A 20,393-nucleotide genomic window follows, 5' to 3' on the forward strand; every position below is an offset into this window, starting at 1 on the left:
GTGGCGACCTTGCCTGCTGATTATTGTGATTGGGCCTGGGCTCGTGGACGTTACTTGAACTGGTCGACATTCTCCGGCGTGATCAGGCGATACGGCACCCATACGGCCGGCTCCACCGGCTGCTTCTTGACCATTTTCACCGCTGTATCGATCGAGCCATCGGCCTGGCCCTTGGCATCCTGAAACACCGAGACGGTCATGTCGCCCTTCTTGATCGCATTCAGGCCGTCCGGTGTGCCGTCAACACCAGCGATCAACACGCTGCCCTTCTGGGTGCCCGCCTGTTTGAGGGCCATGGCCGCACCAATCGCCATCTCATCGTTATTAGCGACCACAGCCTGGAACTCACGTCCCTGGGTCAGCCAGTCGTTGACCAGGGTCATGCCCTTATCCCGCAACCAGGTGCCGGTCTGCTCCTGCTCGATCTTGATGTCGGGGTACTTGGCCAGCACCTCCTTGACGCCCTTGGTGCGGTTGGTGGTGGAGTTATTAGCCAGGTCGCCCAGCAGAATCACGATATCGCCCTTGCCGCCCATCTTGTCGGCCAGGTATTGCATCTGCATCCGGCCGGCTTCCAGGTCATCGGAGGCAACGGTCACCACGCCTGCGGGCAGTTTCAGGTCATCTGGCCGGCGGTTGACGTAGACCAGCGGAATACCGGCGGCCACGGCAGCCTTGGTTATGCGTGCAGTGGCGGCGGTGTCCACTGGGTTGACGATGATGGCGTCGACCTTCTGGCTGACGAAGCTTTCCACCTGACTCAGTTGCTTGACCACGTCGCTGCGGGCGTCCTCGAATTGCAGCGTGACACCCTCCGGCATGGATTTGGCCTTCTTGTCCATGGATTCGCGCAGGTAGGTCAGCCAGGTGTCATCGAACTGGGACATGCTGACGCCGATCTTGAGGTCCGCCAGGGCTGCGCCGCTGGCAAGCATCAACGACAGGGCCAGCGAGGCGATACGGGTCTTGGTCTTCATGAACGGTCTTTCTCCACATTCTTGTTGGTTTTTATGGATAAGGCGTGGCGGTTCAGGAACGGGGCAAGCACACGATGGGCGCGCCGGGCATGCAACACACCACGGCGCCCTTGCGCTGGATGCACAGGGACTCGAACAGAGGAAGGATCGCGGACAGGCGGAACAACTGAAAGGTAAAACGGCTGAAGGTTTTCATCGACGGTACCTGCAGTGTTTCTTGTTTTTGTTTAATTCCTTACCGTGGATGCAAGCTGGTACGGGAAGGAAAAGGATGTCGGTAACCTGGAAATGACTCTATTGGAAAATTTTTTCCATATCAACTTGTTTTAGAATTTTATTCGTTTTTCATTCCATGACCGACCGGTGCGGACAACACCACCACCTGGCCCTGTTCGGCGCTCTGTCGGGCGGCGTCGAGGATTCGGGTGGTCGCCAAAGCATCACGAGCCTCGACTGGCAGCGGGCCGGCACCCTGCAATGCGGTTTGCAGGCGACGGTAGAACTCGATCCAGCAACCCCGCTCCGACGCCACTCGCTCACGCTCGGTGCCATGTTCGAACCAGCCCCAACGCCGATGTTCCTCAGCGCCCCAGCGTTCACCTTCCGTCGCCGGGCTCAACCCGGCCAACGCCTGGGCCTCCTGCCCGTCGAGACCTTCGACGGTATAGCAGCCCTCGCTGCCGCTGACCCGAAATCGCGGGCGCGGTGCGTTCTGCACGCAGCTGCCGCTCAAGTGGGACACCACACCGCTGACGTGGACCAATGACATGAAGAAGCCGTTGTCAAACACCTGGCCGGGTTCACGGTACTCCAGCTCGCCGTAAACCCGCACCACCGGTCCGAACAGTTGCAGCGCCTGGTCCACCAAATGGCTACCCAGATCGCGAAGGAATCCGCCACCGCTGCCCTTACCGACCGACGCGGGCGAATAGCGCTCGACACTGGACTCGAATCGACTGATCTGCCCCAACACCCCGGAATCCAGGAGCTTGCGCACGGTCAGGAAGTCCGAGTCCCAGCGGCGATTCTGGTACACACTCAACGGAACCTTGTTCCGCTCGGCTGCCACGACGAGGGCTTGGGCTTGCAGGGCATCGGCGGCGAACGGCTTGTCGCTGACCACCGCGACGCCACGTTCGATGGCCTCCATCACCACAGCCGGGCGCCCGTCCAATGGGGTGGACACCACCACCGCATCGACGCCGGCCGCCACCAATTGTTCCAGTGTGTCAAACGCCTTTGCGCCCGGATGCTCCGCCGCCAATTGCCGGCGCCGCTCGACGGACCGGGTCACCACGCCCACGAACGTCGTCCCCGGCAAACTGCTGATCAGCGGCGCATGAAAAAACCGCCCGCCCTTGCCGTAGCCCACTAGTCCGATTCGCATGCAAGCTCCTTATGACTCACTGAATGAACACACCCCCTGTGGGCTAGTCGTAGAACCGCGGGCGTTCAGGCAGCTCGATCCTGACTATTTGCCCGCTCTGCTGTGCTTCGATGCAGGCATCGGCCGCCACCGCCGCGGCAAAGCCATCCCAGGCCGACGGGCCGCCTACCTGACCGGCGCGCACGCCGTCGATGAAGGCCTGCAACTCGACGTCATAGGCAGCGATGAACCGATCCTTCCAGTCCATCAGGATGGCGTTGGACAGCTTGGCACCGCTGCGCAGTTGGACCTGGGGAGGCTCCGGCAGCTTGGCGATGCCGGTTTCCCCCACCACTTCGCATTGGATGTCATAGCCGTACTGGCAGTTGACGAACACCTCGACGTCGATGCGCGTGCCCCTGGTGGTTTCCAGCAAGACGATCTGCGGGTCCCGCAGATGAGTCAGGGCCTTGCTGCTCTTGCGCGGGAACACCACTTGTACCGACACGTAGTCATCGGCCAGCAGCCAACGCAACACGTCCAGTTCATGGATCAAGGTGTCGGTGATCGCCATGTCGGTCTTGTAGTTTTCCCCCACGCGGGGGTTACGGTGGGCACAATGCAGCATCAACGGTTCGCCGATCTGGCCGCTGTCGATCACTGATTTGAGCGCCCGGTAGCCTTCATCGTACGGGCGCATGAAGCCGACCTGCACCAGCCGCTTGCCGTGAGCCTCCTCAGCCTCGACGATCCGACGGCAGCCTTCGGCCGTGACCGCCAGGGGTTTTTCACAGAACACCGGTTTGCCGGCGGCGATCGCCGCCAGCACGAACGCCTCGTGGCTCGGCCCCCAGGACGTAACCAGAATCGCCTCCACCTCTGGCGCCTTGATCAAGGCGTGGCCGTCGGGATACACCTCGGCCGTCAGGTTCAGATCGGCCACCACCTTCGCCGCCTGAGCGAGGTTGATATCGGTCACTGCTACCACCTGGCTGTGGAGCAACGCCTGGCTGCAACGACGGATATGGTCCTGGCCAATGGCCCCGGTGCCAATGACGCCCAGCTTCAAAGACATGTGCAACTCCTTGTTCGTGTTGTTCGGTGGGGGCAATCAATACTGACGGGCCTGTGCCAGTCTTTCGTTCAGGGTTTTAGCGGCGGCATCGGTGCGAGCGCTGGTGGAGACTTGTGCCACGCCGACCCGCCACCACGACAGATAGCCGTGGATCATGGTTTTGGGCAGCACCTTGATGTCGATCAGGGTCGAGACCGTTTGCAGCCGCGCATCGGCCAGGGCTGCGTACAGTTCTTCCAGATTTTTCACCTTGTAGGTCTTGCAACCGTAGGCCGCCGCGCTCATGGCGAAATCCACCGGTACGAAAGCGCCATCCAGCTTGCCGCTGTCCGGGTTGCGGAAGCGGAACTCAGTGCCGAAGCTGTCCATGCCGTTGCCCATCTGCAGGTTGTTGATGCAGCCGAATGCCATGTTATCCAGCAGCACCACATTGATCTTGCGTCGCTCCTGGATCGAGGTCGCCAGCTCCGAGTGCAACATCATGTAGGAGCCATCGCCCACTAACGCATAGACCTCTTTGTCGGGCTCGGCGAGCTTCACGCCCAACGCTGCGTTCACCTCATAGCCCATGCACGAATAACCGTACTCCAAGTGATAGGTGTTCACGCCCTTGCTGCGCCAGCTGCGTTGCAAGTCGCCGGGCAAGCTACCGGCGGCGGCAACGATGATCGCATCATCGGCCAGGACTTCATTGAGGGTACCCAGCACGCGGCTCTGGGTCAGGCATGAGCCGGTGAGCTCGATGTACTCACGGAACACCGCCGGGTCCATGCCGTCGTTGATTTCCGGAATGAAATCCTGGATTTGATAATCCGCCTGGAAGACCCGATCCACCTCGGCATCCAATTGCGCCTTGGCATCGGCGATCCCCCCGCCCCATTCGGCACGGTAGTCGCCCAGCGCGGCGGACAGCGCCTCCAGGCCCGCTCGGGCGTCGGCCAGCAGTTGCACGCCGTCCAGTTTCAAAGCATCGCACGGGCTGATATTCAGATTGAGAAACTGCACATCCGGATGCTGGAACAGCCACTTGGAACCGGTGGTGAAATCGCTGTAACGGGTGCCGATACCGATGATCAGGTCCGCTTCCTTGGCCAACCGGTTCGCCGCCAGGCAACCGGTTTCGCCGACGCCGCCCACGTTAAGCGGATGGCTGGACACCACCGCGCTCTTGCCGGCCTGGGTTTCGGCGAACGGAATGTCAAAGCGCTCGGCAAAGGCTTGCAGCGCAGCATTGGCACCGGAGTAACGCACGCCGCCACCACAGATGATCAAGGGCCGACGCTTGCCCTTGAGCAACGCCAGGGCATCACCGAGCATCGCGTCGGTGGTCGGACGTCGGTCGATGCGATGCACGCGTTTTTGCAGGAAGTAATCCGGGTAATCGTAGGCTTCGGCTTGCACATCCTGGGGCAGCGCCAGGGTCACCGCGCCGGTTTCGGCCGGATCGGTGAGCACGCGCATGGCATGGATCGCGGCGGTCATCAGTTGCTCGGGACGGTTGATGCGGTCCCAGTATTTGCTCACCGCCTTGAATGCGTCGTTGGTGCTGATGCTCAGGTCATGGAATTGCTCGATCTGTTGCAGCACCGGGTCCGGCTGGCGGCTGGCGTAGACATCGCCGGGCAACAGCAGCAAGGGGATGCGATTGGCCGTCGCGGTGGCCGCGGCAGTCAGCATGTTCGCCGCGCCAGGGCCGACCGATGAAGTACAGGCGTAAATCTTGCGGCGCAGGTGCTGCTTGGCGAAACCGATGGCCGCGTGGGCCATGCCCTGCTCGTTGCGGCCCTGATGCACCAACAGGTCGCCGCTGTCCTGCTCCAGCGCCTGTCCCAGGCCCAGCACATTGCCGTGGCCGAAAATGGTGAAGACCCCAGCGATAAACTTGCTCTGGACCCCATCGACCTCGACGTACTGGTTATCGAGGAATTTCACCAGGGCCTGGGCCATGGTCAGTCGTGTTGTGGACATGCGTGCACCTTGTCTGGAATGCAAATCTGGCTGCTGGCTGAATCCCACAGAGCCGTTCCCTCATCTTGATAGTGATGTCATGCCTGCAGGTTCTGCAGGTGACTCATACTCGCCCCCAGCGCCTGGCGAATATCGGCCAGTTCATGAACGCTCTCGGCGAACGGTTCGAAGGACAAGTAGCCTTCATACCCACCGGCCCGCAACGCCTCGATCTGCTGGGCATTACCCAGGATGTCGCCCTCGCCCACCAGCACCCGATGGCCGTCGCGAATCGTTGCCAGGGGCGCCTGGGCATCTTCGACGCCGGAGATGTGCACCAGCCCGGTCAGTTCGGGAAAGAGCTGCCGCTCGCCCGCCAAGTGATGGTGAAAGGTGTCATGCACCAGGCGGAACACATCCAGCCCACCGATGGCCTCGATGGTGTCCACCGCTGTGCGCTTGAGCCGTAGCGAGCACTCCTCGAAACCCAGGGGCTCGATGAAACCATAGACACCAAAGGCCCGCAGAACAGGCGCCAGTTCACTGAGCGCCGTACGCAGCCCCGCCGCGCGCTCGGCCTCGCTGCGGGGATCGGCACGATCGTTGAGCGGACACATCACCACGGCCTCGGCACCGCATTCGCGGGCGTAGTCGGCCAGCCTCACGGCCTGGGCCCTGCGGTCTTCGTTCCACACATCGAAGGGGTACAGGGCGTTGATCGACAACACCTTGATGCCCCGGGCCCCGCACAATTCGCGCACGCGAGCGGGCGGCATGCCGTTCTCGATTTCCACGCCTTTGAGGTCGTTGCGGATTTCGATGGCATCGGTTTTCAAGGCCAGGGCCAGGTCGATGAAATCGGGCAGTGGCAAGCGTGGGGCAACCATTCGGTTCAGGGCAAAACGCAGGGGCTTGTTCATTGTTATTCCTCCGGCATTGTTGCAACAGGCTATGGAGCATCAGAGGTCCAGCAGCCAACTGTGCTGCGGGTCGTTATGGAACTGCCAGACGCGCTTCGGTCCGGCCATGACGTTCAGGTAATAGGACTCGTACCCATAGGGCACGCTGACCGGGTGATAGCCCTTGGGAACCACTACCAGATCGTTGTTCTCCACGGCCATGGCCTGGTCGATGCTGCGATCGTCGGTGTAGACCCGCTGGAACACGAAACCCTGGGACGGGTTGACCTGGTGATAATAGGTTTCTTCCAGGAAGCTCTGGTGCGGCAGGTCGTCGGTGTCGTGCTTGTGGGGCGGATAGCTTGAGGAATGGCCCGACGGGGTGCGCACCTCCACGACCAGCAGCGAATGGGCGGGCTCGCTGTCCGGCAAAATATCGCAGATGTATCGGGTGTTGGCGCCCTTGCCCCGCACGCTGCGCTTCATGCTGTCCGGGCGGATCAGCCGCGGGCCGTATTCGTTTTCACTGGAGCCCGGCGCCGCGCACACCGCCAGTTGCACGTCGCTCAAGGCGGTTACCTGGGCCTGGCTGCCGGGCGGAAGGTAAGCGGCGTACGGCGATTTGTCCTCGAACACCGACTGGCGATCACCAAGGTTGTCCCAATCGAAAGCCCCCTGCCCCGGCGCCTCCCCCTTGAGGCGGATGCGACCGCTGAGCAGCACCAGACACAGCTCCTTGTCACCGGCCGCCACCGACAGGTTTTCACCGAGACTCAGGCGGTAGGCGCAAAATCCGACGTATTCCAGCTCTCCACGGGGCAGTTCGACCAGGGTCCGACCGCCGGATTGGCTCTTGATCAACAGGCTCATGCCATCGCCCTCTCTTGCAGCAAGGCACGCAGGGTGTCGTAGCCTTTCTTGGCGTAGACATAGCTCGGTGCGACGGCGGGATCCTGTTCGGCCTCCACCACCAGCCAGCCCTGATAATCAGCGGCCAGCAGGACGTCCAGCAACGCGGCGAAGTCGATATCGCCATCCCCCGGCACGGTGAAGGTGCCGTTGATGATGCAGTCCGGGAAACTCCAGAGATTGTTGCGCGCCAGTTGCACCACCGGTTTGCGCACGTCCTTGAAGTGCACATGGCAGACTCGCTCGATGTGCTTGCGCAACACCTGCAAGGGCTCGCCGCCCCCCATGTAGCAGTGGCCCGAATCGAACAGCAGGCCGACTTCGCTACCGGTCAGGGCCATGAGTTTGTCAATGTCCGAGGGCGATTCCACATAGGCCCCCATGTGGTGGTGATACGCCAGGCGCACGCCTCGGGACAACGTGAAGCGGGCCAGTTCGGTCAATTTGTCGGCGTAGGTCTGCCAGGCTTCGTCGGTGTGAAAACGCGGCCGCTCGACCAGAGCAATCCGCTGGCCCTGAATGGAATCGGCGACCTCGCCGTACACCAGCACGGTCGCCCCGTTCTGCGCCAGCAACTCGACATGGCTGGCGATGGCATCGATTTCCTCAGCCGCCGAACGCCGGGCCAGACGACTGGAATACCAGCCGGAAACGAGGGCAAGGTCGTAGGGCCGCAGCACATCGCCGACACCCTTGGCGTCCTTGGGAAACTTGCCGTTGAGTTCGAAACCTTCATAGCCGATGGCCTTGCCTTCGCTCAGCGCCGTGCTCAGGGGCGTCTCGCCACCCAACGATGGCAAGTCGTCATTGCTCCAGGAAATCGGGTTGATGCCAATTCGAATAGCGGGCATGGCTGCACCTTTTATTGTTTTTACAGATCAGTAAAACGACGCTGAGTCCTTGTGGGAGAGGGCTTGCTCGCGAAAGCGGTGTGTCAGGCGGTATCGAAGTTGACTGGTACCGCCGTCTTCGCGAGCAAGCCCGCTCCCACATCTGAATGTCATAGGCTGTCACGCCCGGGCCGCACGCCACGCATCGATCAACTCCACAAAAGTGCCCTGCACCTGCCCGATCAGCGTTTCGTCATCGATTTCCCCGGCGAGCCAAGCCCGGCTCGGTTCCTGGAAAATCGTGCGTCCGACCGCAAAACCCCGGCACGTCGTGCTCTGGCTGGCCTGGCGAAAACCTTCTGCCAGTGCCGCCGCCGGGGCATTGAGGCCCAGCAAGACCACGCCTCGGCAGTACGGGTCACGTTGCTGGATCAACTCATCGAGCTGCTTCCACTCCTGCGCGGTCTGGGCTTCGATTTTCCACCAGGCCGGGAAGATACCCAGGTTATAGAGGCGCTTGATGGCCCGATACAGCACATCCGGGTGCGGTGATGGATGATCCTTGGGTGGAATGACCTCCAGCAGCAATTCATGGCCGCTGACCTGAGATGCCTTGTACAGCCCCATCAACTGGGCCTCCTGCTCCAGGCGCAGCAGCGGTTCGTCGTCGGGGTGGTACTGCACCAGGCACTTGATGATCTGCTCGACAGGCCAGGCGATCAGGTTGCTGCCAATGGAACGCCCATGCTCGAACGCCAACGGTCGCGACCCCTGCATCTCCACCGGTCGCGCCACCCACCAGCCACGGCCGGTGGCGGCATTGAGCGAGTCCTGGCCGAAACGCTGGTCGGCCAACAATCCGACATCGGCCTCGATGCCCTGATGTCGCAGATCGGCTTCGACCCGCTCCACCGCCTGGATGAACAGTTGCTTGAGTTCGCCGATGCTGCTCAGGTCCCGATCACCCTTTTGAGCCAGCTCCACCAGTTGACCGCGATGGTCGAAGGCGAAGATGAACAGCTGCTTCCAGGTTTTGCGAGGCACGCTGACCTGATGCAAGCGCTGCAACGCAACGTCCTGGTCCGGCCGCGTGATCGGCACCGGACTGTTGAACAGGTAATCGAGCTCGGCCCGGGTCGGCATTGCCGGGGCACAGGCATGGCGCGACACCACCAGGCCCCCGCAGGCGTTGGCCAGTTGGCAGCAGCGCGCATCGTCAGCGTCCTCCAGCCAACCGGCGAGAAAGCCCGACATGAACGCGTCACCCGCGCCCAGGACGTTCAAGACTTCTACCCGGACCCCCGGATAAATCGCACCGTCTTCCAGTCGATCCGGGATAGCACCATGGATCACCGTACATCCCTGCGGGCCGAGCTTGACCACCAGGGTCGCGGTCGTCAGAGACCGTACGGTGCGCAGTGCTGCCAGCAGGTCCGTGCTGCCACCGGCAATCAGGAATTCTTCTTCGGTGCCGACGATCAGGTCGAAACGCGACAGGATGCCTTGCACATGGCGGCTGACGGTCTGGTCGGCGACGAAACGGGTTTGCCCATCGGCCTTGCCGGTCAGCCCCCAAAGCACTGGCCGATAGTCGATGTCCAGGATGCGTTTGACGTTGTGTTTTTCAGCATGGTCCAGCGCCTGGATGCTGGCCTTGTAGACGCTTTCGGTCGAGAAATGAGTGCCGGTGATCAACAGGGATTTGCCGGAGGCGATGAAGGCTTCGTCAATGTCTTCGGCGCGCAGCGCCATGTCGGCGCAGTTTTCCCGATAGAACACCAGGGGAAAGGTTTCGCGGTCCTTGATACCCAGCAGGACCATGGCGGTGAGACGTTCCGGGTCGACCTTGATGCCGCTGACATCGCAGCCCTCACGTGCCAGGGACTCCACCAGGAAGCGGCCCATGTGGTCGTCCCCCACGCGGCTCAGCATGGCTGACCTGAGCCCGAGCCGAGCTGTGCCGAACGCGATGTTGGCCGAAGACCCGCCCAGGTATTTGGCGAAGCTTGAGACATCTTCCAGCCGCGCCCCGACTTGCTGCGCGTACAGGTCGACACCCAGGCGTCCCAGACAAATCACATCCAATTGACGCCCACTGGCAAAACGAGTCTGGCCCATGCTGGCTCCTGTTATTTTTATCAGCCTGCGATCGCTGCCGAGAGCGGCGCCAACGCATTTGGTGAATGCAGACTAAAACGAGCCACGGGCTTGAATCAACAAATATTCTATAAATTTTTTATGTAGAATATTTTTTCCAATACACTGCGCGACGAACCGGGTCGGGCGCAGTGCATCGTTTCAGCACGTAAACGTGACTCGCCGCGCTCATTATTTTCCGTGCGCCTACGCTGTAGACTGCAACCAGCCAACCCGTTGCCGAGGGCCGGCCTGTTACCGGACCGCCCTACAAGAACAAGCCAGAAGGATTTCCTATGACCCGCCCCGATCTGACGGAGCCGTCCGAGCGCGCGTCCGCCCCCTCAAGCCCACCGATCAACGCCGAGCGTCTGTTGCAACTGATCACCGAAGAATACGAAAGCCTGCCGCGCCAACTCAAACGCATCGCCAGCTACATGAGCCAGCAGAGCGACCGGATCATGGTCGACCGCATCAGTGACATTGCCCGCGAGTGCGAAGTGCACCCCTCGGCCATCGTGCGCTTTTCCCAACGCTTCGGGTTCAGCGGTTTCAGTGAAATGCAGGCGTTGTTCCGCGAGGCCTACACCCACAAGGCCACTCCGGTACAGAACTACCAACAGCGCATCCGCAGCATGATCGCCAACAAGTCGCAAAAAGCCAGCGGCGGCGACCTGGCACGTGAATGCATCAGCGCCACGCTATCGGGCATCGAGCGACTGGGGCTTGAACTGGATGACCAGGCGTTCGACAAGGCCGTGGACCTGGTGGTCAATGCCGACAACATTTATGTCGTGGGCGTACGGCGGTCTTTTGCGGTGGCCGATTATCTGGTCTACAACCTGCAACACACCAACAAACGCATACACCTGGTGTCCGGGCTGGGGGGCAGTTATCGCGAGCAAATGCGCAGCGTACGGGCCAACGACCTGGTGATCGCCATCAGCTTTACGCCCTATGGCAAGGAAACCCAACACTGCCTGCGTATCGCCCAGCATCATCAGGCCAAGACGCTGATCATCACCGACAGCAACCTGTCCCCCCTGGCAAAACGGGCCAACACGGTGTTGCTGGTCAACGAAGGCAGCTCGTTCGCCTTCCGTTCGCTGAGCGCCACCCTTTGCCTGTGCCAGGCTCTGTTCATCGCCGTGGCCTACCGACTGGAGCTCAAGGTCGATGAGATCCATGAGCAAGCAGGATTCGAGGATTAATCTGCGCTTCATTAATTGCTGAAGGAAAAGCCATGAAACTGATCGGTATGCTGGACTCGCCTTATGTGCGACGCGTCGCCATTTCCGCCAAATGCCTGGGTATTTCTCTCGAACACGCGTCGGTTTCGGTGTTCAGGCATTTCGAGCAGTTCCACAGCATCAACCCGGTGGTCAAGGCGCCCACAATGGTGCTCGACGATGGCACGGTCCTGATGGATTCGACGTTGATCATCGACTATCTGGAGGCGCTGGCCGCACCGGGCAAAAGCCTGATGCCGAACGATCTCGGGCAACGGACACAGTCACTTCGCCTGATCGGACTGGCACTCGCGGCGTGCGAAAAATCGGTACAGATCTACTACGAACGCACTCTGCGGCCGGCGGACATTCAACACGCGCCGTGGCTCGAACGCGTTCAAGGCCAACTACTGGCGGCCTATACCGCGCTGGAGCAGGAACTACAGAAACAACCCCTGGCCTGCGATGGCTCAATCGATCAAGCCGGCATTACCGTAGCAGTGGCCTGGAGCTTCACAAATCTTGTGGTACCTGACCAGGTGCAGGGCAAGCCCTTCCCGTTGATCAGTGCGTTCACGGCGTATGCCGAGGGGCTGGAAGCGTTTGTCAGTACGCCGATGGAGTAGCGTTTGTTTCAGGATGACCGCAAACCTGTATTCACCATAGTCTCCCTGTGGGAGCAAGGCTTGCCCGCGATAGCGGTGGATCAGTTGGCGGTGTTGTTGTCCGCACCGCCGCTATCGCGGGCAAGCCTTGCTCCCACAGGTGTTCGAATGCCCCAGAAGGTGTAATCACCCCAAATCCCGGGACCGCTCAGGCCAACGCCATTTCCTTCGGTTCGGCAGCCGGCACCACCTCGAACCGATCCGCCAGGAACGGGGTGATGTCCAGCGGTAATGGCTCGTTGTTCACCAGTTTGTCCAGCAGCACCCCGGTGATCGCCGAGGTCAGGATGCCGGTGCGGAAATGTCCGCAGGCATTGAGGTATCCCTCCACGCCTCGCATCGGCCCCAGGATCGGCAACTCATCGGGAGAGCCAGGACGCAAACCGGCCCAGGTCCGCTTGAGATTGATGTCGGCCAGTTGCGGGATGCATCGCACGGCTCCCTGCACCAGCCCTTCGATCTCCGGGTAGGTGGTGGTCACGTCGAAGCCTTTGTCCTCGGTGGTGCTGCCGATCAGGATTTCGCCGTTGTCTTTCTGCGCCACATAGCAGTCGCTGGTGGTCAGGCAGCCGTTGAGAATTTTCGGCATGCGTTCGGTCAACAGGATCTGGCCTTTGACCGGTTTGACCGGAATCCGCACGCCAGTAGCCTGCTCGCTCAGGTCTGCCGCCCAGGCGCCGGCGGCGTTGATCAGCGTCCTGCAGCCGAAAGTGCCCGCCTCGGCGGTTTTCACCCCCGTGACCCGCGCCCCCTTGCGCAGAACCTCCGTGACATTGGTATTGAAGAACATGTCGACGCCGTTCTGCCGGGCACCTTCGGTATAGGCATCCGCCAGGCGGAACGGACTGACCTGATGGTCGCACAGGAACTCCAACGCTCCCCTCGCCTCATGACTGACACTCGGTTCGGCCTCGCGTAGGGCGGCCTGGTCCAGCCAGCGCACTTGATCGGCCAGATGGGGAATACAGGCGACGATATGTTCGGCGTACAAGCGGTCCTCGTCGTCATAGATCACGAATTTGAGCCCGGTCTGCTCGAACTTGAAATCCATGCCGTGATTGTCGATCAGTTCCCTGTGCAGCTGGGGGTACATCGCGTTGGACTGCAAGGCGAAGTCGAAGAACGACTGGGGCAGGATGTGCGGCGTACTGGCGTCCACCGCCACGGCGGCGCCCTGGGCCTTACGCTTGCGATTGGCCGACATCATGCGAAAGAAAATCACCCCGCAACCCAGCCCCACGGATTCGCCGATGGCCCACAGGCCTCCGGCGGATGCCCGGGTGGCATTGCCCGGACGCTTGGCATCGATCAGGGCGATTTTCAGCTCCTTGCGCTTGGACAACTGATAGGCGCAGGAAGCCCCGATTACACCGCCGCCGGCGATGACGACGTCATATTCCTTGAGGTACTGATGCTCAATCATGCTGTACGCCCTCCTGGCCTACATTGACGAATGCGGAAAAAGGGACAGGATCGATGGGAAAGCGCGGTCGCAGCCAACCGACATCCGCGCGACCGGTGGCTTCGCGCAGCCGGTCGCTGCAATAACCGACGCACATCCGCCCCTGGCAGTCGCCCATGCTCACGCGGGTGCGCATTTTCAGGCTGGCCATGTCTTGCACGCCCTGCTCCAACGCCCGATCGATATCGGCACGGGTCGCATGCTCGCAACGGCAGATCACCGTATCGGCGGAGGGCAATGCGGTCTGCCCCGCACCGCGGCGGGTATAACGATCCACGGCGGCGCGGAAACGAACGATACGGTCCAACTGCGCCTGGTATCGCTCGCGGCGTTCGAGGGCGACGCGGGAATCGATCACGTTGCCCTGCATCAGAATCGACAGGGCGGCGATGCGTCCGCTCAGCATGGCGGCTTCACCGCCACGGATCCCGCCCATGTCGCCGGCCAGGTGGATATGGGCCTCGCTGCTCTGTTGCCAGGCGTCGGACACCGCCCTCAGATAGCCGTCGTCGCTGAAGCCATGCTCCAGGCCCATCTGCTGGCTCAACTGGGTGCGCGGAATGAAGCCGTAGCCGACCGCCAGTGTCTGGGCCGGTACCTGTTCGGCACGGGTCAGGTCGGGCTCCCAGTCGCTGGAATAGGGAGCGACGGTGACGCAGCTCAATTCATCCTCACCATCGGCCCGCACCACGCCCCAGCCATAATGCACGGCAATACGGTGCAGCTTGAGGTATCCCAGCATGCTCAAGCCGTCGAGAAACAGCTGTGGCTTGTTCAGCAGGGCCAGGCTTTCCCTGGCGATCCTGCCAAATGCACATGCCTCGTAGACGCCGGCCACCGCCACGCCCGCCGCATGCAGCTGACAGGCCACCAGCGGCAGCAACGGGCCGGTGCCCGCGATCACCACGGGGCTTGGCGGCTTGACTACACCACTCTTGATCTGCAGCTGCAGCCCCCCCAGCAGCATCACCCCGGGGAGTGTCCAGCCGGGAAACGGCACACTGCGCTCATGGCAACCGGCCGCCAGCACCAGGTGGGAATAGGTGATCTCCCGTACCCGCTCTTCGGCATCCAGCAGCATCAGCGCCCGAACCCCTTCGGCGCCAATGACCCGGCTCTCGAGCCGGACGTCGATCAGACCGGCATACCGATGGAACTCGCCATGGAGTTTACCCAAGGCTTCGCTATAGCGTGGCCCCAGGTAGTCCAGGCTCACGCCGTCGCGCAACGGCCCACGGTACACCACGCCACCCAGGCGCGGCGCCTCTTCGAGCAAGGTGCAGCGCACTCCATGGGCGGCCAGCTCGATGGCCGCGGCCATTCCCGCCGGTCCACCGCCAACGATCACGGGATCGAGACTCATGGCGCCTCCGTTTCGGCAATGCGGTTGGTCCGGGTTTCGATCTGCATGCCGGGACGCACCCGGGTCTGGCAGGCGCGGCGCTTGTGGCGCCCGTCGATCTTGACCAGGCAGCACTGGCACACACCCATGCCGCAATATGCGCCGCTGATCTGATGATGGTCGTTGCGAGCCACCTGGCGCTGGCCCAGGGACTGGATGACCGTGAGAACGGTTTCGCCATGGGCGGCGTCGACGGTCCGCCCATCCAGGCACACCGTCATGTCGGCCCTTGCCAACGGCTGGATATCGAATTTTCGACGTAGAGGGTCTTGAGGCTGCATGATGCTGCTCTTCCTTGATGTTTTCATTGAAGGACCCGTGAGGTCTCCGCTCCTTGCAGCACACCATCACCGGTGTGCGTCGGTGCCTGGATCAACGCGCCAAAGCAGGGCAACCGATGCAACATGATAGTGCGGGCGAAAATCATGTTATGGATTATTTGTGACCAAGTGTTGACCCAGGCCAGTGAAACCGCTTGCCGGCTCGATGAACTTTTTTTCAGAAAGCCGACAGGTAATATTTGGCAGAATGTTGCGCAATGGCATCAATTTCCAACCTGGTATCGCCCATGAACCGCATCCTGACCATCGAAGACGACGCCGTGACCGCCCGTGAAATCGTCGCCGAGCTGACCCGCAACGGCCTGAGTGTCGATTGGGTCGACAACGGCCGCGAGGGTCTGGAGCGTGCGGTAAGCGGCGACTACGACCTGATTACCCTTGACCGCATGCTGCCCGAGCTCGACGGCCTGGTCATCGTCACTACGTTGCGCGACATGGGCGTGGCGACGCCCATTCTCATGATCAGTGCCCTGTCCGATGTGGATGAGCGGGTACGTGGCCTGCGGGCCGGCGGTGACGACTACCTGACCAAACCCTTCGCCACCGACGAGATGGCTGCCCGTGTCGAAGTATTGCTGCGCCGTAGCAATAGCGCCCAGGAGACAGAAACCGCGTTGCGAGTGGCCGATCTGGAGCTGAACCTGATCAGCCGCGAAGCCAGTCGCAACGGGCAGTTGCTCAGCCTGTTGCCCACCGAATACAAGCTGTTGGAATTCCTGATGCGCAACAGCGGGCAGATCCTGTCGCGCATGATGATTTTCGAAGAAGTCTGGGGTTATCACTTCGATCCCGGCACCAATCTGATCGATGTCCACATCGGCCGTCTGCGCAAGAAAATCGACCCACCGGGCCTGGAACCCCTGATTCGCACGGTTCGAGGTTCCGGCTATGTCATTGCTGAACCCCGCTAAGGGCTGGCGCTCCTCCAGCAGTCGCCTGCTGGCGCTGTACAGTGCGCTGTTCGTGATATGGAGCGCCTTGCTGATGGGGGTGATGTACTACGAAGTGTTCGGCTACCTCGACAGCCTGGCCCGACATTCCATGATGCAGCGTCAGCATCTGTTCGCCCATATCCGAGCCGATCAGCTGGAAGATGCACTCATGGCCAGCCTGACCCTGGACGAGCGCGGGGTCGATGCCTATGGCCTGTTCGATCCGCAATTGCGGCATCTGAGCGGGCCGATCCAGCGGATTCCCGTCGACCTCCCCCTCGATGGCAAGATCCACATGCTGGGCAGCTGTGGCGACTACGATGCTCCGGACGTGCCTTCCGACAGTTGCGACGCAGTGGCGACCCGGACCCAGGACGGGCGCTGGCTAGTGTTGGCGCGGGACAACGGTTCGCTCTTCGCGGTCACGCACATCATTCTGCGTGCGCTGCTATGGGGGGTCTCGCTGACCATCCTGCCGGGTCTCGCCGGCTGGCATCTGTTGCGGCGCCGACCGCTGCAGCGTATCCGCAAGCTGCAAGCCAGTGCCGAGGCCATCGTGGCGGGCGACCTCACCCATCGTCTTCCGCTGTCGAGCCGACGCGATGAACTGGACATGCTGGCGGCGATCGTCAATGCCATGCTCGATCGCATCGAGCGCCTGATGAATGAGGTCAAGGGTGTATGCGACAACATCGCCCATGATCTGCGCACGCCGCTCACCCGTCTGCGCGCCCAGCTTTATCGCATACAGCAGGAAGCCGAGGAAGGCTCACCCGAAGCCATGCAGATGGATCAGGTGATTGCCGAGACCGATACCCTGATGGCTCGGTTTCGCGGGCTGCTGCGCATCTCCGAACTGGAAGACCAGCAGCGCCGCTCGGGATTCGTACGCCTCGACCCCCTGCAACTATTGCAGGAACTACACGATTTCTATTTGCCCGTGGCCGAAGAGCGGGAGCTGGCCTTCAGTCTAGAGGTGCCCGACAGCCTGCCCCTGCTCAATGGTGACCGGGCGTTGCTGTTCGAAGCGGTATCGAACCTGCTGAGCAACTCCATCAAGTTCACACCGCCAGGAGGTGTGGTGATCCTGCGCGGTGTCGACCAGGGCGACAGTACCCTCATCGAGGTACTCGACTCCGGCCCCGGTATCCCGGAGGCGGAGCGCCAGGCGGTGTTCCGTCGTTTCTACCGTGCCGAGGGCAGCAGCCAGCACGGTGGGTTCGGCCTGGGCCTGTCCATCGTCGCGGCGATTGTCAATTTGCATGGGTTTACACTGGAGGTGAACAGCAGCGAACAGGGCGGAGCGCGGTTGGCACTCGATTGCCGGGCTACGCTGCTGTAACGATCAGGCGGGATCGCCGCGATGCAGCGGAGTGTTCTCCAACTCATAACGCAACTCGTCGATGAGCTTTGCAATGCTCTCTTCCGATCGGACGCTATCGACACTCATCCCACTCACCACCAGGTCGACTTCACCGCTTTCCCGGTGGTAAAGGCGTACGGTGAGCGTGCCGTCGCCATTGAGACTGCATTCACAGGCCAGTGGCGAAAAGTTTTCTTCAAGGCGCAGGCGCAAGGGAGCCAGATGAGTCATGCGCTGCACCCTTCAGGCCTGGAGGCGTGACAGAACGGTATACAGAACTGGCCTTCCGCCCCCCTTGGACGTCCTGTCGATCCCGCTTTTGATTGGCTTGTTGCACATGTGCGTATTCCTTGACTGTTTCGTAGGGACGCGACGTCACCCGCGACGTCGCACGCAGAACAGCCTAAGGAACCCGGTGCACCGGTAAAACCCGTATTTGCACCAGCGCAACCGGTGCATTTGCACTGGCTATCATGGCGCCTTCATCCGCCATTCATTGGCAAACAGACCACGCTCCCGCGCCCAGACGATCGCCTCGCTGCGGCTGTGGACGTCCAGCTTCGAATATAGCGTCGCCACATGATTGCGTACGGTATTGGGCGCCAATTTCAAGCGCGAGGCGATTTCCTTATCGGCCAGGCCCTGGCAGATCAACCCCAGCACATCACGCTCCCGAGCCGTCAGTTCGGTGAACGATACGCTGGGTACCGGTGCGTTAATGCTTTTCACATTCGCCAGTTTTTCAATCAGGGTCCGACTGAACCAGGAGGCGTCCTTCATGACCTCTTCAATGGCTGACACCAGTTCCAACTCCGAGCGCTTGCGTTCGGTGATATTCATCAGCACCAGCAGGTAGCAGGGCTTGTCCTGGATCTGCACCGTATCGGCGGCCACTTCACAATCGATGAGTTCACCGCCCTTCTTCTGCACCTTGACATCGAGCCTCGACACGGCAGCGGCGTCTTCCAGCCTGGCAAACAGCGTGGCGCTGGCTTCGTTGTCGATAAAGCCGATTTCCTCCACGGTCTTGCCCAGCAACTCCTCACTGGCGTAACCGGTGGTCCGTAGAAATGCCTCGTTGATTTCCAACAACTGTTGTTCAGCGCTGCATACCAGGGTAGGCACCGGGGACAGACGGAATGATTTGGCGAAGCGTTCTTCGCTCTGGCGTAACGCAGTCTCGGCCTTGCGGCGCGGCTCCATATCCATGAAGGAAAACAACATGCAGTTCTCGTCCTGCAAGTCCAATGGCTGGCCGGCGACGATCACCTGCTTGCTGCCGCCGTCGGGCAGCCTCAGTTCAGCCTGCATTTGCGGGATGGTCGCGCCCTGCCCCAGGCGCTCGATGGCCAGGTCACGTTTTTCCGCGGCTTCGAGCACGTCCAATTCGTACACGGAACGACCGATCACCTGGTCACGACTGTAGCCGGTCATCTCCAGGAAGCCCTGGTTGACCTTGATATAGCGCAGGTCACTGAGGCGGCAGATCACCGCCGGTGCCGGATTGGCAGCAAAGGTTTTTTCGAAACGTTGTTCGGCACTGGCCCAATCGGTGGCATCGCTGAGGATCAGCACCAGATATTCCGGCTCGCCGCCACGGTCGTTCAGGACCATGCTGCGGATGCGGTGGACCCAGGTGCGATCCGGCTCGGCCTCGGGCGTGACTTCAACCAGCACGTCGCTGAACTCATCGCCACGCGCCACCCGGGCGATGGGATAGTTGTCCTCGGGAAGCGGGTGGTTGTTGCGGTAGCGCAAGGCGAAGCGCCGGGCGTACTCCTTGGCATTGCCACCCAGTTCGTCGAGTTCCTTGACCCCGTGCATGGTCAAAGCGGCCTCATTGGCCCAGGCAATCGTCTGGTCGACGCCGATCAGCATCACTCCGTCCGACAGCCCGGCGATGATCTGCAACAACTGACGACGATTGGTATCGGCGTTGGGGACTTCTTGGTTCATTGGGTCTCCATGTGATCAGCAACGCATGGTGGTTACGACCCTACCTGCCAGCGACGCGTTCCCTGCGGAGAACATCGGACGCGGGGTTCCAAAGTGACCTTCGACTAATGTATTAGACCGGTCATCGCATAACTTAAAAACAATAGTTTCTTGTCCACCGTACCGGATGGCCTAAGCGCAGCGGCTTTACCGAGCCCTCCCTCACGGCAATCGGGTAGCCTCCCGCTACCCGACGTAGCTATTCGTTTGAAAATCAAATAATGGCCAGTTGACAACGAGTCACCGGCCACAAATAATCTCGCCCATGTTGTACGACGACGTATGACAAATAAAAACAACAAAAAAGTAAGGGAGCGCCATAGTGAGTACACGTGTCCGTTTTTCGCCCGTCAACCGTCCACACCGCCGTACTTTCTTCAAATCCACCCCCGCGCTGACCCTTCTCGGTTGCAGCAGTCTGGCTGCATTGCTGCCCCTGACCGCCCAGGCCGAAGGCTTCGTCGATGATGCCAAAGCTACGCTGAACTTGCGCAACGCTTACTTCAACCGCAACTTCACCAACCCGAACAATGCCCAGGGCAAGGCCGAGGAATGGACCCAGAGTTTCATCCTCGACGCCAAGTCCGGCTTCACCCAGGGCACGGTGGGTTTCGGCGTGGACGTGCTGGGCCTGTACTCGGTCAAGCTCGACGGTGGTAAAGGCACGGCCGGCACTCAGTTGCTGCCAGTGCACGATGACGGCCGCCCGGCCGATGACTTCGGTCGCCTGGGCGTCGCCCTCAAGGCCAAGGTGTCGAAGACCGAACTGAAGGTCGGCGAATGGATGCCGGTACTGCCGATCCTGCGTTCCGACGATGGGCGCTCCCTGCCGCAGACCTTCCGCGGCGGCCAGATCACCTCCACT

At 61.2% G+C, this 20,393-nt stretch carries 19 protein-coding genes; 5 read left to right on the forward strand and 14 right to left on the reverse strand.

Annotated features, from left to right (window positions below):
* Nucleotides 1–50 precede the first annotated feature (50 nt).
* From LCU97_RS22635 to LCU97_RS22675, 9 genes are all read right to left on the reverse strand, one after another.
* Nucleotides 51–977, reverse strand: a complete 927-nt coding sequence (locus LCU97_RS22635) for a sugar ABC transporter substrate-binding protein (RefSeq protein WP_232777830.1) — start codon at nt 975–977, stop codon at nt 51–53.
* Between the two features lie 52 nt (nt 978–1,029).
* A complete protein-coding gene (locus LCU97_RS22640) occupies nt 1,030–1,173 on the reverse strand; it encodes a hypothetical protein (protein WP_172679662.1) in 144 nt (47 codons plus the stop codon).
* A gap of 138 nt (nt 1,174–1,311) precedes the next feature.
* Nucleotides 1,312–2,364 carry a Gfo/Idh/MocA family protein gene (locus LCU97_RS22645; RefSeq protein WP_232777831.1) on the reverse strand — a complete coding sequence of 351 codons (1,053 nt, stop codon included), beginning with the start codon at nt 2,362–2,364 and terminating at the stop codon, nt 1,312–1,314.
* A gap of 43 nt (nt 2,365–2,407) precedes the next feature.
* Complete coding sequence (locus LCU97_RS22650) at nt 2,408–3,418, reverse strand: Gfo/Idh/MocA family protein (RefSeq protein ID WP_232777832.1); 1,011 nt, start codon at nt 3,416–3,418, stop codon at nt 2,408–2,410.
* A gap of 36 nt (nt 3,419–3,454) precedes the next feature.
* Complete coding sequence (iolD, locus tag LCU97_RS22655; protein ID WP_232777833.1) at nt 3,455–5,386, reverse strand: 3D-(3,5/4)-trihydroxycyclohexane-1,2-dione acylhydrolase (decyclizing); 1,932 nt, start codon at nt 5,384–5,386, stop codon at nt 3,455–3,457.
* Between the two features lie 77 nt (nt 5,387–5,463).
* Entirely contained in the window at nt 5,464–6,285 is an 822-nt protein-coding gene (locus LCU97_RS22660; protein WP_232777834.1) for a TIM barrel protein, read from the reverse strand.
* 39 nt (nt 6,286–6,324) lie between these two features.
* Nucleotides 6,325–7,134: a 5-deoxy-glucuronate isomerase gene (gene iolB / locus LCU97_RS22665; RefSeq protein WP_053157302.1), complete on the reverse strand. Its 810-nt coding sequence runs from the start codon at nt 7,132–7,134 to the stop codon at nt 6,325–6,327.
* A complete protein-coding gene (gene iolE / locus LCU97_RS22670; protein ID WP_053157304.1) occupies nt 7,131–8,024 on the reverse strand; it encodes a myo-inosose-2 dehydratase in 894 nt (297 codons plus the stop codon). Before iolE ends, iolB begins: the two co-directional genes overlap by 4 nt.
* A 159-nt stretch (nt 8,025–8,183) precedes the next feature.
* Entirely contained in the window at nt 8,184–10,121 is a 1,938-nt protein-coding gene (locus tag LCU97_RS22675) for a bifunctional 5-dehydro-2-deoxygluconokinase/5-dehydro-2-deoxyphosphogluconate aldolase (RefSeq protein WP_232777835.1), read from the reverse strand.
* A 314-nt stretch (nt 10,122–10,435) separates the two neighbouring features.
* Between LCU97_RS22675 and LCU97_RS22680 the strand changes: the two genes are divergently transcribed.
* Together LCU97_RS22680 and LCU97_RS22685 are read left to right on the forward strand one after the other, a co-directional pair.
* The gene (locus tag LCU97_RS22680; protein WP_232777836.1) at nt 10,436–11,350 is read left to right on the forward strand and encodes a MurR/RpiR family transcriptional regulator; all 915 of its coding nucleotides are present in this window, start codon (nt 10,436–10,438) and stop codon (nt 11,348–11,350) included.
* A gap of 32 nt (nt 11,351–11,382) precedes the next feature.
* Complete coding sequence (locus LCU97_RS22685) at nt 11,383–11,994, forward strand: glutathione S-transferase (RefSeq protein WP_053157313.1); 612 nt, start codon at nt 11,383–11,385, stop codon at nt 11,992–11,994.
* Between the two features lie 187 nt (nt 11,995–12,181).
* Here the strand turns inward: LCU97_RS22685 and hcnC are convergent, their stop codons facing one another.
* The 3 genes from hcnC to hcnA are packed head-to-tail and all read right to left on the reverse strand — an operon-like array spanning nt 12,182 to nt 15,178.
* Nucleotides 12,182–13,456, reverse strand: a complete 1,275-nt coding sequence (hcnC, locus tag LCU97_RS22690; protein WP_232777837.1) for a cyanide-forming glycine dehydrogenase subunit HcnC — start codon at nt 13,454–13,456, stop codon at nt 12,182–12,184.
* A complete protein-coding gene (gene hcnB, locus LCU97_RS22695) occupies nt 13,449–14,858 on the reverse strand; it encodes a cyanide-forming glycine dehydrogenase subunit HcnB (protein ID WP_232777838.1) in 1,410 nt (469 codons plus the stop codon). The genes hcnC and hcnB overlap by 8 nt, the downstream gene beginning before the upstream one ends.
* Complete coding sequence (gene hcnA, locus LCU97_RS22700) at nt 14,855–15,178, reverse strand: cyanide-forming glycine dehydrogenase subunit HcnA (RefSeq protein ID WP_053157323.1); 324 nt, start codon at nt 15,176–15,178, stop codon at nt 14,855–14,857. Before hcnA ends, hcnB begins: the two co-directional genes overlap by 4 nt.
* Nucleotides 15,179–15,465: 287 nt before the next feature.
* On the opposite strand from hcnA, the gene LCU97_RS22705 reads away from it, so the two are divergent.
* Together LCU97_RS22705 and LCU97_RS22710 are read left to right on the forward strand one after the other, a co-directional pair.
* On the forward strand, nt 15,466–16,149 hold the full coding sequence (locus LCU97_RS22705) for a response regulator transcription factor (protein ID WP_053157325.1): 684 nt from the start codon (nt 15,466–15,468) through the stop codon (nt 16,147–16,149).
* Nucleotides 16,127–17,512 (forward strand): sensor histidine kinase, encoded by a 1,386-nt coding sequence (locus tag LCU97_RS22710; protein WP_053157328.1) that lies wholly within the window; start codon nt 16,127–16,129, stop codon nt 17,510–17,512. Before LCU97_RS22705 ends, LCU97_RS22710 begins: the two co-directional genes overlap by 23 nt.
* A gap of 3 nt (nt 17,513–17,515) precedes the next feature.
* On the opposite strand, the gene LCU97_RS22715 is transcribed toward LCU97_RS22710, so the two are convergent.
* Together LCU97_RS22715 and LCU97_RS22720 are read right to left on the reverse strand one after the other, a co-directional pair.
* The gene (locus LCU97_RS22715; protein WP_053157332.1) at nt 17,516–17,764 is read right to left on the reverse strand and encodes a DUF1652 domain-containing protein; all 249 of its coding nucleotides are present in this window, start codon (nt 17,762–17,764) and stop codon (nt 17,516–17,518) included.
* Nucleotides 17,765–18,004: 240 nt separating this feature from the next.
* Nucleotides 18,005–19,489, reverse strand: coding sequence for a helix-turn-helix transcriptional regulator (locus LCU97_RS22720; protein ID WP_232777839.1), 1,485 nt, complete (start codon nt 19,487–19,489; stop codon nt 18,005–18,007).
* A gap of 433 nt (nt 19,490–19,922) precedes the next feature.
* Between LCU97_RS22720 and LCU97_RS22725 the strand changes: the two genes are divergently transcribed.
* A partial coding sequence (locus tag LCU97_RS22725) for an OprD family outer membrane porin (protein ID WP_269803029.1) occupies nt 19,923–20,393 on the forward strand: 471 nt, incomplete at its 3' end.

This window comes from Pseudomonas uvaldensis, from assembly GCF_021271205.1.
GTDB lineage: Bacteria > Pseudomonadota > Gammaproteobacteria > Pseudomonadales > Pseudomonadaceae > Aquipseudomonas > Aquipseudomonas uvaldensis.

Bases quoted from the DNA above. Each gene is read 5' to 3' on its own strand.
- LCU97_RS22635 (WP_232777830.1), bottom strand. From the start codon at position 977: ATGAAGACCAAGACCCGTATCGCCTCGCTGGCCCTGTCGTTGATGCTT.
- LCU97_RS22640 (WP_172679662.1), bottom strand. From the start codon at position 1,173: ATGAAAACCTTCAGCCGTTTTACCTTTCAGTTGTTCCGCCTGTCCGCG.
- LCU97_RS22645 (WP_232777831.1), bottom strand. From the start codon at position 2,364: ATGCGAATCGGACTAGTGGGCTACGGCAAGGGCGGGCGGTTTTTTCAT.
- LCU97_RS22650 (WP_232777832.1), bottom strand. From the start codon at position 3,418: ATGTCTTTGAAGCTGGGCGTCATTGGCACCGGGGCCATTGGCCAGGAC.
- iolD (WP_232777833.1), bottom strand. From the start codon at position 5,386: ATGTCCACAACACGACTGACCATGGCCCAGGCCCTGGTGAAATTCCTC.
- LCU97_RS22660 (WP_232777834.1), bottom strand. From the start codon at position 6,285: ATGAACAAGCCCCTGCGTTTTGCCCTGAACCGAATGGTTGCCCCACGC.
- iolB (WP_053157302.1), bottom strand. From the start codon at position 7,134: ATGAGCCTGTTGATCAAGAGCCAATCCGGCGGTCGGACCCTGGTCGAA.
- iolE (WP_053157304.1), bottom strand. From the start codon at position 8,024: ATGCCCGCTATTCGAATTGGCATCAACCCGATTTCCTGGAGCAATGAC.
- LCU97_RS22675 (WP_232777835.1), bottom strand. From the start codon at position 10,121: ATGGGCCAGACTCGTTTTGCCAGTGGGCGTCAATTGGATGTGATTTGT.
- LCU97_RS22680 (WP_232777836.1), top strand. From the start codon at position 10,436: ATGACCCGCCCCGATCTGACGGAGCCGTCCGAGCGCGCGTCCGCCCCC.
- LCU97_RS22685 (WP_053157313.1), top strand. From the start codon at position 11,383: ATGAAACTGATCGGTATGCTGGACTCGCCTTATGTGCGACGCGTCGCC.
- hcnC (WP_232777837.1), bottom strand. From the start codon at position 13,456: ATGATTGAGCATCAGTACCTCAAGGAATATGACGTCGTCATCGCCGGC.
- hcnB (WP_232777838.1), bottom strand. From the start codon at position 14,858: ATGAGTCTCGATCCCGTGATCGTTGGCGGTGGACCGGCGGGAATGGCC.
- hcnA (WP_053157323.1), bottom strand. From the start codon at position 15,178: ATGCAGCCTCAAGACCCTCTACGTCGAAAATTCGATATCCAGCCGTTG.
- LCU97_RS22705 (WP_053157325.1), top strand. From the start codon at position 15,466: ATGAACCGCATCCTGACCATCGAAGACGACGCCGTGACCGCCCGTGAA.
- LCU97_RS22710 (WP_053157328.1), top strand. From the start codon at position 16,127: ATGTCATTGCTGAACCCCGCTAAGGGCTGGCGCTCCTCCAGCAGTCGC.
- LCU97_RS22715 (WP_053157332.1), bottom strand. From the start codon at position 17,764: ATGACTCATCTGGCTCCCTTGCGCCTGCGCCTTGAAGAAAACTTTTCG.
- LCU97_RS22720 (WP_232777839.1), bottom strand. From the start codon at position 19,489: ATGAACCAAGAAGTCCCCAACGCCGATACCAATCGTCGTCAGTTGTTG.